This window comes from Cellulomonas sp. SLBN-39, assembly GCF_006715865.1.
Taxonomy (GTDB): Bacteria; Actinomycetota; Actinomycetes; order Actinomycetales; family Cellulomonadaceae; genus Cellulomonas.
In genome coordinates, this window is sequence record NZ_VFOA01000001.1 from 2,038,261 (window position 1) to 2,050,122 (window position 11,862).

Below are 11,862 nucleotides of genomic sequence, written 5' to 3' on the forward strand. Positions count from 1 at the left end.
GATCAGTCGTCCCCGCCGCGGCCCTCGCCGGGCCCGGTGTCGCCGTTGCCGGGGAAGCCGTCGCCGGGGTTCGGGGTCTCCGCCTGCTGCGGCTGGCCGCTCGAGAGGGTGAGGGTGATCGAGGAGCCGCGGACGGCGCGGCTGGACGGTGACTGCTCGGCGACCGACCCTGCCTGGTACTGCGACTCGACCGGCTGCGACGCGACGCTCACGCGGAACCCGGCGGCCTCGAGGCGGCTGCGGGCCTGGCTCTCGGACATGCCGAGCACATAGGGCACGCTGATCCGCTCGCCGTAGATCTCCCGGTCGCCTGCCGCCGCGAACCCGGGGTTGTCGCCACCGATGAGCACGCGGTCCATGTACCGCTTCCAGGTCGGGGCGGCGATGGACGCCCCGTAGGGGCCGCTGTAGTACGTGGTCCCGTTGATCGTCGAGCCGCCCATGGAGCGGAAGTTCTGGCTGAAGCCGACCCACACCGCCGTGGCCCGCTTCGGCGTGTAGCCGACGAACCAGTTGTTCTCGTTCTGAGAGGTCGTCCCGGTCTTGCCGGCGGCGGGATAGGCGGGCGTGCCGAGACGCTTCGCCGTACCCGTCCACACGTTGCTCAGCGCGTAGTTCATCGCCGCCGCGATCTGCGGCTCGACGGCGCCCGCCCGGCAGTCGGCGGACGGCACCGGGAGCTCCGTGCCGGTCGGGTCGACGACCGACGTGATGGCGATGGGCTTGCAGTAGGTGCCGCCGGACGCGAACGCCGCGTACGCGGCAGCCATCTGCAGCGGCGACGTCGACTCCGAGCCGAGCACGTTGCCCGGCGTCGGGTTGAACGGGCTGTCGGCCGGGTTGCCGAACTGGTCGATCTTGTTGGGATCGCCCGCCTGTGTCACGCCGAGGTCGGCGGCGCCGTTCATGATGTCGCAGAGGTTGAGCTCCTTGGCCATCGCGGCGTACGCGGAGTTGACGGAGTTCCGCGTCGCGTCGAGGACGGTCTGCGTGGTCGCGCGCCCTCCCTCGGAGTTGCCGAACTTCCAGTCGCCGACCAGGTTGATGCAGCTCGCGAACTCGTTCTGCTGGTAGCTCAGGCGCGACCCGTTCACGGTCTCGTTCAGGGCGTGGCCCTTGCGCAGCCACTCCAGCAGCGTGAACGGCTTGAACGTCGAGCCGGGCGCGAAGCCTGCGGAGCCGCCGTACTGGAACGAGGTGTTGAAGTTGACCGCCGTCTCGCGGTCGGCGGTCTCCTGGAGCGCGGAGTAGTTGCGGTTCTGCGCCATCACGGTGATCTTGCCGGTGCCGGGCTCGACCGACACGATCGCCGAGGCGACGCCGGACGGGTCGTCGACCGGCACGCCCGCCTTGACCTCGGCGTCGGCGATGGCCTGCTCGCTCGGGATGAGGGTCGTGGTGATCCGCAGGCCGCCGCGGTAGAGCAGGTCGCTGCGCTCCTGGCGCGTCTCGCCGAAGGCCGGGTCCTGGGCGATGACCTTGGTGACGTAGTCGCAGAAGAACCCGGAGCCGGGGACCACGTCGCCGGCGGCCATGCAGCCGGTCTTGATGGGGGTGAGCTTCAGGGTGTCCTCGACCGGCGTCTCGATGCCGGTCTCGTACTCCTCCTGGGTGATGTACCCGAGCTCGCGCATGTCCTTGAGGACGACGTTGCGGCGGAGCTGGTTGGCCTCCGGGTCGAGGGCCGGGTCCCACTTCGACGGCGACTGGGTGATCCCCGCGATCGTGGCGGCCTCGAGGTACGTCACGTCCTTCGCGGACTTGCCGAAGTAGTACTGCGCGGCCGACTCCACGCCGTACACCGAGGCGCCGAACGCCGCGATGTTGAGGTACTTCTCGAGGATCTCGTCCTTCGTCATCGTCTGCTCGAGGCTGATGGCGATCTTGGCTTCGCGCAGCTTGCGGGCGATGCCCTCGGCGCCCTCGGCCTCGCGCGCCGCGTCGACGAGGGCGAGGCGCTCCTCCTCGGTCTCGGCGTAGTTCGCGGCCTCGATCAGCACGTTCTTCACGTACTGCTGCGTCAGCGTCGACGCGCCCTGGGTCGAGCCCATCGCGGTCGCGATCGCCGCGCGCGTCATGCCGGCCACGTCGACGCCCGCGTGCTCGTAGAACCGCCGGTCCTCGACCGCGATGACGGCCTTCTGCATGATCTCCGCGATGTCCTCCAGCGGCACGACCACACGGTTCTGCTGGTAGAACGTCGCCAGCAGCGTCCCGTCGGCCGCGAGGATCTCCGACTTCTCGGGCAGCGCCCGCTGCTCGAGCTCGGTCGGCAGGTCGTTGAACGCCGTCACGGACACGTCGGTGACGGTGTTCGTGGCGGCGACGGCGGGCAGCACGAGGCCGGCAGCCAGCACGCCGCCGACACCGGCGACCATGACGAACGACAGCAGGAGGGCCAGCGCCTGGAAGGCGTTGACCTTGCGTCCGCGGGCGCGGGCAGGGGTCGGCATGCCTGCCAGGGTACAAGCGACGTCCGCGTCGTCCCACGGCGGACGCACGCCCCGCACCCGCCTCCACGGGACCTGCACACTGCCGACGCCGACGTCCCCCGCGCGTGTGCACGCGTGACTGCTCGCACCAGGGCACGAGGTCCCGCGTCGTCGTCAGGGCTGAACGGGTGTCCGACGGGTGAACGTGCAGGTGCACGCGCTGGGAGCGGTCCCGGCCGTGGGCGAATTGACACGATTGGGGGCTGGGCACCAGCACCCATGTCGAGATAACGTCCGGCACGTACTCACGCCGGTGCTGCCCTTCCGTGACAGGGGGGCATGACAGCACCCGACGGTCGGGCGCGGCCTGCGAGCCGCTCGCGAGGGGCCATCGTCGGGGGCGCGAGTACCCGCACGGGTGAACCAGGAGAGGCAGGGGTCGATGTTTCCGGGGCAGGACGCGCACTGGACCGCCGAGGCGTCCTGCGGGTCGGGCAAGCTCGCGCCCGACGCGCTGTTCGTCGAGGGGTCGGCCCAACGCGAGGCGCGCAGCGTGTGCTTCGCGTGCCCCGTCCGCCTCGAGTGTCTGGCCGACGCGCTCGACTCGCGGATGGACTTCGGCGTGTGGGGCGGCATGACGGAGCGCGAGCGCCGCGCGCTGCTGCGGCGCCGGCCCGACGTGACGTCCTGGCGCGAGGAGCTCGTGGACGTCGAGCCGACCCTGGCGGCGCTCTCGGCCCGCGCGTGAGGCGGCACTAGGGTGGGCCGCATGGCCATCACCACGTGGGAGTACGCGACCGTCCCCCTGATCATCCACGCCACCAAGGCGATCCTCGACCAGTGGGGCGCGGACGGCTGGGAGCTCGTGAACGTCATCCAGGGCCCGGACGCCGGGCTCGTCGCCTACCTCAAGCGCCCCAAGGACGCCTGATGGCCGGCGAGGTCGCGGCGCGCCTGGCCGCCGCCGGGCTGACGCTGCCCGAGGTCGCGGCGCCCGTCGCCGCGTACGTCCCCGCGGTGCGCTCCGGCGCCCACGTGTGGACGTCCGGGCAGCTGCCGTTCGTCGACGGGGCCCTGCCGGCGACCGGCAAGGTCGGCGCCGACGTCGACGCGGGCACGGCCACCGACCTGGCCCGGACCGCGGCGCTCAACGCCCTCGCGGCGGTCGGCACGCTGCTCGCGCAGGAGCACGGCGGCACGCCCGCCGACGCCCTCGACCGCGTCCGGCGCGTCGTCAAGGTCGTCGGCTTCGTGGCCAGCGACCCGGCGTTCACGGGGCAGCCCGGTGTCGTCAACGGTGCGAGCCACCTGCTGCACGAGGTCCTCGGCGACGCCGGCGTGCACGCCCGGTCGGCGGTCGGCGTCGCGGTCCTGCCGCTGGACGCACCCGTCGAGGTCGAGGTCGTCGTCGAGACGGACTGACCCGCACGCGCGGCACGACGCACCGACGAACCCGGCACGACGAAGGCCCCGGCACCACGTGCCGGGGCCTTCGTGCGGGTGGGGTCAGCGCGCGCGGCGCTCGAGCCGGTCCACGTCCAGCAGCACGACCGCACGGCCCTCGCGCCGCACCCAGCCGCGCGCGGCGAAGTCCGCCAGGGCCTTGTTCACGGTCTCGCGCGACGCGCCCACGAGCTGCGCGAGCTCCTCCTGCGTGAGGTCGTGCGCCACGCGGATGCCGTCCTCGACCTCCTGGCCGAACCGCGTCGACAGGTCCAGCAGCGCCTTGGCGACCCGGCCGGGCACGTCGGAGAAGACCAGGTCCGCGAGCGCCTCGTTGGTGCGGCGCAGCCGCTGCGCGAGGGCCTGCAGCAGGTGCTCCGCGACGCCCGGGTGCTCGCCGAGCCACCGGATCAGGTCGCTGTGACCCAGCTCGAGCACGACCGCGTCCGCCACGACCGTCGCGGTCGCGGTGCGCGGGCCCGGGTCGAACAAGGACAGCTCGCCGAACATCTCGCCCGGGCCGAGCACGGCCAGGAGGTTCTCGCGGCCGTCGTTGGAGCGTCGGCCGAGCTTGATCTTGCCGTCCCGGACGAGGTACAGGCGGTCGCCGGGCTCGCCCTCGTGGAACAGCACGTCCCCGCGCCCCACGTCGATCACCTTCATCGACGCGATCAGCGCGTGGGACGACTCGGCGTCCAGGCCGACGAACAGCGGGGCCGTCAGCACGTTGTCATCCGCCACGGCGGTACCTTCCTCTTGCGCACACCGATCCTGCGTCCCGGGAGCACCGGGCGTCCCGCGGCCGCCTGTGCGGAGGAGCCGTCGCTGCGGGCGTCACGGTCAGTCTGCCGCATCCGCGCCCCTGCGCGCGGCACGGGGCCGGTCCGACGCGGCGCGGCGGGGCGCCGACGGGCCGGTCGTGGGGCGCACGAGGGCCCTGCTCAGGCCGTCGCGTGGTCGCGGACGGGGACGAGGACGCCCGCCGGGTCGCGCGCCACGCGGTCGACGAGCTCGGCCGTCCGTGCCGCGAGCTCGCGCGCGACGCCGGCCTCGTAGCGGGCCAGCCGGCCGTCGAGGTCGCGCAGGCGCAGGACGTCGCGCACGGCTGCCTGCCGGTCGTCGCCCAGGCACGCGCCCAGCTCGGTGGCGCGCGGCACCTGCACCGACACGTCGAGCGGCAGGAGGAAGGCGACGTCCTCGCCGAGCGGCTCCGGCGGCACGGTGGTGGCCACGGCCAGGTCCAGGTGCGCGCGCACCGCCCGGCGCCACCGCCCCACCCGGGCGTGCTCGGCGCGCAGGGCACGGCGCGCGAGGCGCAGGTCGGCCACCGCGGGTGCGGCCACCGGGTGCTCGACGGGCGTCATGTGCACGTCGTCGGCCGTCCGGGCGCCGACCTTGAGCCCGGGCGGCGTCCTGGTGCGCCCGTGTCACCCCGGGGGAGCACCGGCGGTCACCGGGACGGCGCAGGGCGGCGCGTCGGCACGGGCACGTAGCCTGCGCGGGTGGCCACCCGCACCCCCGCGCCGATCACCGACGAGACGCCGCTGGCGCGCACGCGCAGGGCGCGGCGCATCGACCGCGCGCTGGCCGTGCGGTACCCGGACGCGCGGTGCGAGCTGGACTTCCGCGACCCCTTCGAGCTGCTGGTCGCCACCGTCCTGTCCGCGCAGACCACGGACGTGCGGGTCAACCTCACCACGCCGGCGCTGTTCGCCCGCTACCCCGACGCCGCGGCGCTGGCGGGCGCGGACCCGACCGAGCTCGAGGAGATCCTGCGCCCCACGGGGTTCTTCCGCGCCAAGGCCCGGGCGCTCACCGGCATCGGGCAGGCGCTGCTCGAGCGTCACGACGGCGAGGTGCCGGGGCGCCTGGAGGACCTCGTGCGGCTGCCCGGCGTGGGCCGCAAGACCGCGAACGTGGTGCTCGGCGACGCCTTCGGGGTGCCCGGCATCACCGTCGACACCCACGTCATGCGCCTGTCGCACCGGTTCGGGTGGACCACGAGCGACGACCCGGTGGTCGTCGAGGCCGAGCTGGGGGCGTTGCTCGAGCGGCGCACGTGGACGCACGCGTCGCACCGGCTGATCTTCCACGGCCGGCGCACGTGCTTCGCCCGCCGGCCCGCGTGCGGGGCGTGCCCCGTGGCGGCGCTGTGCCCGTCCGCGGGCGTCGGCGAGCGCGACCCCGTGCGCGCCGCCGCGATGCTCAAGGGCTGACCGGCCGTCAGGCGGTGACGGGCGCGACCTCCGCGAGCCAGTCCAGCAGGATCTCGGCGACGTGCCCCGGGGCGTGGTCGGTGAGGAAGTGGCCCGCGTCCCTCAGCACCTCGAGGCGGTACGGGCGCGCGACGTGGGCCGTCTGCGCGTGCAGCGCGGCGTCCTCCAGCGGGCGCAGCCCGTCGCGCGCACCGTGGACCTGCAGCACCGGCACGGGCCGGGCGGTCCGCAGCGCGGCGCGGTGGCGGCGGCCGTCGGGCCGGGGCGTCGAGCGGACCAGCCAGCGCAGCTGCTCGAGCTGGCTGTGCGCGGCGAACGGCACGCGCAGCGCGCGCCGGTACGTCTCGAGGGCCTGCCGGTCGGGCCGCGTCGGGACGCCGCCCCAGTGCGTGAACATCCGCGCCACGAGGTCGCCGTCGGTCATCGCGCGCTCGGGCAGCGACGGGAGCTGGACGTACGCGAGCAGGGCCGCGGACGCGACGGGCAGCGGGCGCCGCGGCACCGCGAGCAGGTCGAGCGGGTGCGGGGCGGCGAGCACCCCGACGGCTCGGACGACCTCCGGGTGGCGGGCCGCCACGGCCCACGCCACGTCGCCGCCCGTGCCCTGCCCCACGACGACCGCGCCCGGCGCGCCCAGGGACCTCACGACGCCGGCCGCGTCCGCCGCGAGCGTCGGCACGTCGTAGCCCTGCGGGGGCTTGTCGGACCCGCCGGTGCCCCGCAGGTCCATGGCCGCGACGCGGTAGCCCGCGTCGGCGAGCGCGGGGATCTGGTGCCGCCACGCCCACCACAGCTGCGGCACCCCGTGCAGGAGCAGCACCAGCGGCGCGTCGTGGTCCTGCGGGCCGGCGACGGCGACGTGGAAGCGCGCACCGTTGGCGGTGACGAACCGGTGCTGCCAGGGGCCGTCGAAGAGCAGCGCGGCGGAGTCGACGGTGGTCATCGGCTGTGAAACTACCCCTTCGCCGGGTGGTCCGGGGCGGCCGGTGCCACCTCGGGCTCCCCGGTGGCCGCCGCGAGGGCCGTGTGGACGCGTCCGCGCCAGGACAGCACGACCCCGCCGCCGGCGGCCGCGAGCAGCGACGCCGTGAGCACGGCGACCACCACGTGGTCGTCGTGCGGCGTGCCGGTGCCGAACGCCAGGCGCCCGACCAGCAGCGACACCGTGAACCCGATGCCGGCGAGCAGGCCGACGCCCGTGACGTCCCACCACCCGAGCCCGGGGGCCAGCCGGGCGCGCGTGAAGCGGGTGAGCAGCCACGTGGCCACGACGATCCCGACGGGCTTGCCGAGCACGAGGCCCGCCAGCACGCCGAGACCCACCGGGTCGGAGAACGTGCCGCCCAGGGTCGCCGGGTCGATGGTCACCCCGGCCGCGAACAGCGCGAACACCGGCACGGCGAAGCCCGCCGAGACGGGGCGCCACAGGTGCTCGTAGCGCTCGGCCAGGGAGTGGTCGTCGCCCTCGCCGTCGTCGTCGGCCTCGGCGGCCGCCGCCCGGCGGGGGTCGACGGAGCCCGGCGACGCGGGCACCGCGAAGCCCAGCAGGACCCCGGCGATGGTCGCGTGCACGCCCGCGGCGTGCAGGAGGCCCCACGCGACCAGGGCGAGCGGCACGAGCAGCCAGGGCGAGCGCACGCCGCGGCGCAGCAGCACCGCGAACACCGCGACGGCGGCGAGCGACCCGGCGAGCAGGAGCAGCGCCACGTCGTCGGTGTACGCGACCGCGATGATGACGATCGCGAGCAGGTCGTCGACCACCGCGAGCGTGAGCAGGAACGCGCGCAGCGCCACGGGCACGCCCCGGCCGACCAGCGCGAGCACGCCGACGGCGAACGCGATGTCCGTCGCGGTCGGCACCGCCCAGCCCTGCGGCGCGCCGCCGGCCATGGTCGTGTTGAACGCGAGGTAGATCCCGGCCGGGACGACCATCCCGCCGACCGCGGCCGCGGCCGGCAGGGCGGCGGTCGCGACGTGCCGCAGCTCGCCGACGACCATCTCGCGCTTCAGCTCGAGGCCGACCACGAAGAAGAAGATCGCCAGCAGCCCGTCGGACGCCCAGTGCGCCAGGTCGAGGTCCAGGTGCAGCGCCGCCGGGCCGACGACCGTGCCGCTGACCGCGTCGTAGGAGTCCGGCCACACGTTCGCCCACAGCAGCGCCGCCACCGCGCCCACGAGGAGCAGGATCCCGCCCGTGCGCTCGTCGCGCAGCGTGTCGTTCAGGTTGCGGCGCGAGCCGGGGGAGAGGGAGGCCAGCAGCAGGCGGGGCGTGCGGGGCTTGTCAGGTGCGCTCACGAGGGACCTTCCGGTGGGGTCGTCGACGACGTTGCCGACCAGACTTCCCGGCGCACCGGGCGATCACGATACGGAAGGTCGGTCGGCCGCGCCCGCCGGGTCCGGCTCGCGGGCAGGTGACGTCCGTCGCTCAGGCGTCGGCGGTCTCCGAGACGTCACCCGACCGGTCGTCGCTCGAGCGGCGGTCCTTGGGCGGGTCGAACCGGTAGCCGACGTTGCGGACCGTGCCGATGAGCTGCTCGTGCTCCGGGCCGAGCTTGGCGCGCAGCCGCCGCACGTGCACGTCGACCGTCCGGGTGCCCCCGTAGTAGTCGTAGCCCCAGACCTCCTGCAGCAGCTGGGCGCGCGTGAACACGCGGCCCGGGTGCTGCACGAGGTACTTGAGCAGCTCGAACTCCTTGTACGTGAGGTCGAGCGGCCGGCCCCGCAGGCGGGCGGTGTAGCCACCCGCGTCGATCGTCAGCTCGCCGGAGGAGATCTCCTGCGGCGCGTCGTCGTACGACGCGGACGCCGCACGCTCCATGACGAGGCGGAAGCGCGTCTCGACCTCGGCGGGCGTGGCGTTCTCCAGGACGATGTCGTCCGCCCCCCACTCGGAGGTGACGACGGTCAGGCCGCCCTCCGTGAGGACCAGCACGAGCGGAACCGTCAGACCGGTGGCGCGCAGGAGGCGGCACGTGGTCCGGGCGGTGACGAGGTCCCGCCGGGCGTCGAGCACGACGATGTCTGCGTCCGGTGCGTCCACGAGAGCGGACGGCTCGACCGGCAGGACGCGAACCCGGTGGGACAGAAGCCCCAGAGCGGGCAGCACCTGCGCCGAACCACCGGACGCCGGAGTGAGGAGCAGCAGATCTGCCACCGATGACCTCCTGGCGCGAGTTGCCACACGCTACCGCGTGCGCCGTCCAGGTCGCGTCGGCCGGTCGGTGGGTGGGCGCGCGCCGGACCCGGGGGCGTCTGCGAGAATCCCAGCCGTGCCGCCCCGCTCCCGCCCGACCCCGCCCCGCGCCCCCGGTGCGGCCGGTCGCCGCCCCCGGCGCCGGACGCACCCGAGAGGGTCGGTCGCGTGACCCCGCAGACGCGCGCGGTCACGACCGCCGCGCTGGGCGCGCTGGTCGCCGTCGCCGGGTACGTCTCCGCGGCCGGCGGGCTCGGGCTCTACCCGCTCGCGGCCGTCTGCGCGGCCCTCGTCGTGGTCTTCGCGATCGGCTGGCCGGGGCTCGCGGGGCTGCCGTTCGTGCCCGGGTCGGCGGCCGTCGTGCTGCTGGGGGGCGTCGGGTCGGTCGCCGTCGTGACGCTCACCCCGCTGCCGCCCTACCTGCAGCACCTGGCGGTCGTGCTCGCCGGTGCCGTCGTGCTGGCGTTCGTCAACGAGCTGCTGCGCCGCGACGGCCGGCTGCGCCTCGTCGAGTCGGTCGCGGGGACCGTCGCCGGCACCGTGCTGGCGGTGTGCGTGACCGGCTGGGTCGCCACCGCCCGCGCGCCGGGCGGCGCGTCCGTGGTGGTCTCGGGCGCCGTCGCGCTCGCCGTCGGGTCGGCGGTCGTCGTGCTCAACGGGCGGGCGTGGCTGGTCTACGGCCTCGCCATGGCCGGCGCGACCGTCGCCGCGACGGGGGTCGCCTGGCTCCTGCCCGACGTCGGCACCCTCGCCGGCGCGTCGCTCGGCGTCGGCGTCGGCGTGCTCGTCGTCGCGCTGCACGCCCTGTTCGACCGGCTCGCCTCGCTGCGCCGCCGGCTGCCCTCGCTCGCTGTGGCCGTGCTGCCCGTGAGCGTCAGCGGCATCCTCGTGTACGTCGCCGGACGGGTCTTCGCCCAGGTGTCCGTGACCGGCATGATGGGTGTCCTGCCGTGACAAGACCCGTGCCGTGAGGAGGCCCCTGCCGTGACCGGTGGCGTGCTGTGGCTGCTCGGGGCGATCGTCGTGGCGACCGCCGTCGGGCTGGTCCTGCGCGCCCGCGCCGGCACGGTCCGCACGACCGGGGCGTCGGCCGCCGACCTGCTGACGCCCGCCGACCTCGGCGGGCACGCGCTCGGGCCTGCGGCCACCCTCGTGCAGATGTCCGCGCAGACCTGCACGACCTGCCGGGCGACCGCCCGTGTGCTCGGCGACCTCGCGGGTCGACGGCCCGGCGTGGTGCACGTCGAGCTCGACGTCGCCGAGCACCCCGCCCTGACGCGTCGCCTCGACGTGCTCCGCACCCCCACCGTCGTGGTGCTCGACGCGGCCGGTGCCGTGGCCGCCCGCGCGTCCGGCGGCGCCGACCGCGCGGCCCTCGTCGCCCTGCTCGACGGCCTCACCGGCCCGGCGCGCGCCGACGACGCGTCCGCGTGTCCGGGCGGGACCTCCGCGCGCTGACGACGGCGGCGGCGGTCCCGGCCCCGCCGACGCAGCCCCGCGTCACCCGCCCGGTCCGCCCGGGCGGCCGCACGCACACCCGCAGGAGACCGTCATGACCACGTCGTCCGACCTTCGCGACCTCGCCCCCACCGTCGACCCGCGCGGCCAGCGCGTCGTCGCCGCCCTCAACCTCGTGCTGCTCGCCGCGGTGCTGCTGCTCGGCGAGGTCCCCGCCGCCGCCACGGCCGTCCTCGCCGTCACCGCCGCCGGGTTCGCGCTCGGCACCGTCGCGGGCCCGGGCCGGACCTGGCAGGCGTGGCTGTTCCGCACGCTCGTGCGCCCGCGCATCGGCCCGCCCGCCGAGCTCGAGGACGCCCGGCCGCCGCGCTTCGCCCAGCTGGTGGGCCTGGTGATCACGGGCCTCGGCGTGCTGCTGGGCGTCGCGGGGGTGGCGGCGGCCGTGCCGGTGGCGGCGGCGGTCGCGCTCGTCGCGGCGTTCCTCAACGCCGTGTTCGGCCTGTGCCTCGGGTGCGAGATGTACGCGCTCGGCGTGCGGCTGCGCGCGGCCCGCTGAGCGGCCTCAGTACACCAGCGCCTGCGCCTGCGGGTGCAGGGTCTCCTCGACGAACACGGCGGCCCCGGCGATCCGCACGCCCGGCAGCAGGTCCGCCTGCGCCAGGCCCCGACGCGCCGCGCACTGCGTGCACACGGTGACGGTGCCCTCCGCGAGGAGCAGGTCCAGCAGGTCGGGCAGCGGCGTGGCGTGCTCGAGCGCCAGCCCGGCGGCCCGTCCCGGCACCGCGAACCACGACGCCTCGCCGGTCAGCCACAGGCTCACCCGGGCGCCGGCGGCCACCGCGGCGGCGGCGACGGTGAAGGCCTGGTTCGCGGCCTCGGGGCGGTCCAGCCCGCTGGTGGCCTTGACCACCAGGGGGCGCAGGGCCGGGGCGGACAGGACGGGGGCAGGGGCGGCGTCGGTCACCCGTCACAGCGTAGGCGGGAAGCCACCGGCCACCGCGGTCGTTAGGATCGGTGCATGACTGCGCTCGAGGGCTTCTTCATCGGTCTGCTCGTGCTCGCCACGCTGACCATCGGATGGTTCGCGTGCTTCGTCGTGTACCGGCTCTTCAAGGGCCAG

Annotated in this window: 14 protein-coding genes; 7 read left to right on the forward strand and 7 right to left on the reverse strand. The window is 75.2% G+C overall.

Going from position 1 to position 11,862, the window contains the following annotated elements:
* Positions 1–2 precede the first annotated feature (2 nt).
* Entirely contained in the window at positions 3–2,453 is a 2,451-nt protein-coding gene (locus FBY24_RS09515; protein WP_142160090.1) for a penicillin-binding protein, read from the reverse strand.
* A gap of 421 nt (positions 2,454–2,874) precedes the next feature.
* Here FBY24_RS09515 and FBY24_RS09520 point away from each other — a divergent pair, with 421 nt between their 5' ends.
* From FBY24_RS09520 to FBY24_RS09530, 3 genes are read left to right on the forward strand one after another with little or no spacing between them, the layout of a single operon-like run.
* Positions 2,875–3,180 carry a WhiB family transcriptional regulator gene (locus FBY24_RS09520; protein ID WP_142160092.1) on the forward strand — a complete coding sequence of 102 codons (306 nt, stop codon included), beginning with the start codon at positions 2,875–2,877 and terminating at the stop codon, positions 3,178–3,180.
* Between the two features lie 21 nt (positions 3,181–3,201).
* Positions 3,202–3,363 carry a DUF4177 domain-containing protein gene (locus FBY24_RS09525; RefSeq protein ID WP_174243478.1) on the forward strand — a complete coding sequence of 54 codons (162 nt, stop codon included), beginning with the start codon at positions 3,202–3,204 and terminating at the stop codon, positions 3,361–3,363.
* Positions 3,363–3,854: a RidA family protein gene (locus tag FBY24_RS09530; RefSeq protein ID WP_142160094.1), complete on the forward strand. Its 492-nt coding sequence runs from the start codon at positions 3,363–3,365 to the stop codon at positions 3,852–3,854. Before FBY24_RS09525 ends, FBY24_RS09530 begins: the two co-directional genes overlap by 1 nt.
* 84 nt (positions 3,855–3,938) lie before the next feature.
* On the opposite strand, the gene FBY24_RS09535 is transcribed toward FBY24_RS09530, so the two are convergent.
* Positions 3,939–4,616 (reverse strand): Crp/Fnr family transcriptional regulator, encoded by a 678-nt coding sequence (locus FBY24_RS09535; RefSeq protein WP_140457733.1) that lies wholly within the window; start codon positions 4,614–4,616, stop codon positions 3,939–3,941.
* 200 nt (positions 4,617–4,816) lie between these two features.
* On the reverse strand, positions 4,817–5,239 hold the full coding sequence (locus tag FBY24_RS09540) for a hypothetical protein (protein ID WP_142160097.1): 423 nt from the start codon (positions 5,237–5,239) through the stop codon (positions 4,817–4,819).
* 138 nt (positions 5,240–5,377) lie between these two features.
* Between FBY24_RS09540 and nth the strand changes: the two genes are divergently transcribed.
* On the forward strand, positions 5,378–6,091 hold the full coding sequence (gene nth, locus FBY24_RS09545) for an endonuclease III (RefSeq protein ID WP_174243479.1): 714 nt from the start codon (positions 5,378–5,380) through the stop codon (positions 6,089–6,091).
* A gap of 7 nt (positions 6,092–6,098) precedes the next feature.
* Here nth and FBY24_RS09550 read toward each other — a convergent pair whose 3' ends face one another.
* From FBY24_RS09550 to FBY24_RS09560, 3 genes are all read right to left on the reverse strand, one after another.
* Entirely contained in the window at positions 6,099–7,034 is a 936-nt protein-coding gene (locus FBY24_RS09550; RefSeq protein ID WP_142160099.1) for an alpha/beta fold hydrolase, read from the reverse strand.
* A gap of 11 nt (positions 7,035–7,045) precedes the next feature.
* Complete coding sequence (gene nhaA, locus FBY24_RS09555) at positions 7,046–8,386, reverse strand: Na+/H+ antiporter NhaA (protein WP_142160101.1); 1,341 nt, start codon at positions 8,384–8,386, stop codon at positions 7,046–7,048.
* Between the two features lie 130 nt (positions 8,387–8,516).
* Entirely contained in the window at positions 8,517–9,245 is a 729-nt protein-coding gene (locus FBY24_RS09560) for a response regulator transcription factor (RefSeq protein ID WP_140457729.1), read from the reverse strand.
* 207 nt (positions 9,246–9,452) lie between these two features.
* On the opposite strand from FBY24_RS09560, the gene FBY24_RS09565 reads away from it, so the two are divergent.
* The 3 genes from FBY24_RS09565 (at position 9,453) to FBY24_RS09575 (ending at position 11,298) form a co-directional block, all read left to right on the forward strand.
* Positions 9,453–10,238 (forward strand): hypothetical protein, encoded by a 786-nt coding sequence (locus FBY24_RS09565; RefSeq protein ID WP_142160103.1) that lies wholly within the window; start codon positions 9,453–9,455, stop codon positions 10,236–10,238.
* A gap of 30 nt (positions 10,239–10,268) precedes the next feature.
* Positions 10,269–10,742 carry a thioredoxin family protein gene (locus FBY24_RS19465; RefSeq protein WP_255432314.1) on the forward strand — a complete coding sequence of 158 codons (474 nt, stop codon included), beginning with the start codon at positions 10,269–10,271 and terminating at the stop codon, positions 10,740–10,742.
* Between the two features lie 94 nt (positions 10,743–10,836).
* Positions 10,837–11,298 (forward strand): DUF4395 domain-containing protein, encoded by a 462-nt coding sequence (locus FBY24_RS09575; protein WP_142160105.1) that lies wholly within the window; start codon positions 10,837–10,839, stop codon positions 11,296–11,298.
* A gap of 6 nt (positions 11,299–11,304) precedes the next feature.
* On the opposite strand, the gene FBY24_RS09580 is transcribed toward FBY24_RS09575, so the two are convergent.
* The gene (locus FBY24_RS09580) at positions 11,305–11,706 is read right to left on the reverse strand and encodes a DsrE family protein (protein WP_255432315.1); all 402 of its coding nucleotides are present in this window, start codon (positions 11,704–11,706) and stop codon (positions 11,305–11,307) included.
* Positions 11,707–11,862: the final 156 nt, after the last annotated feature.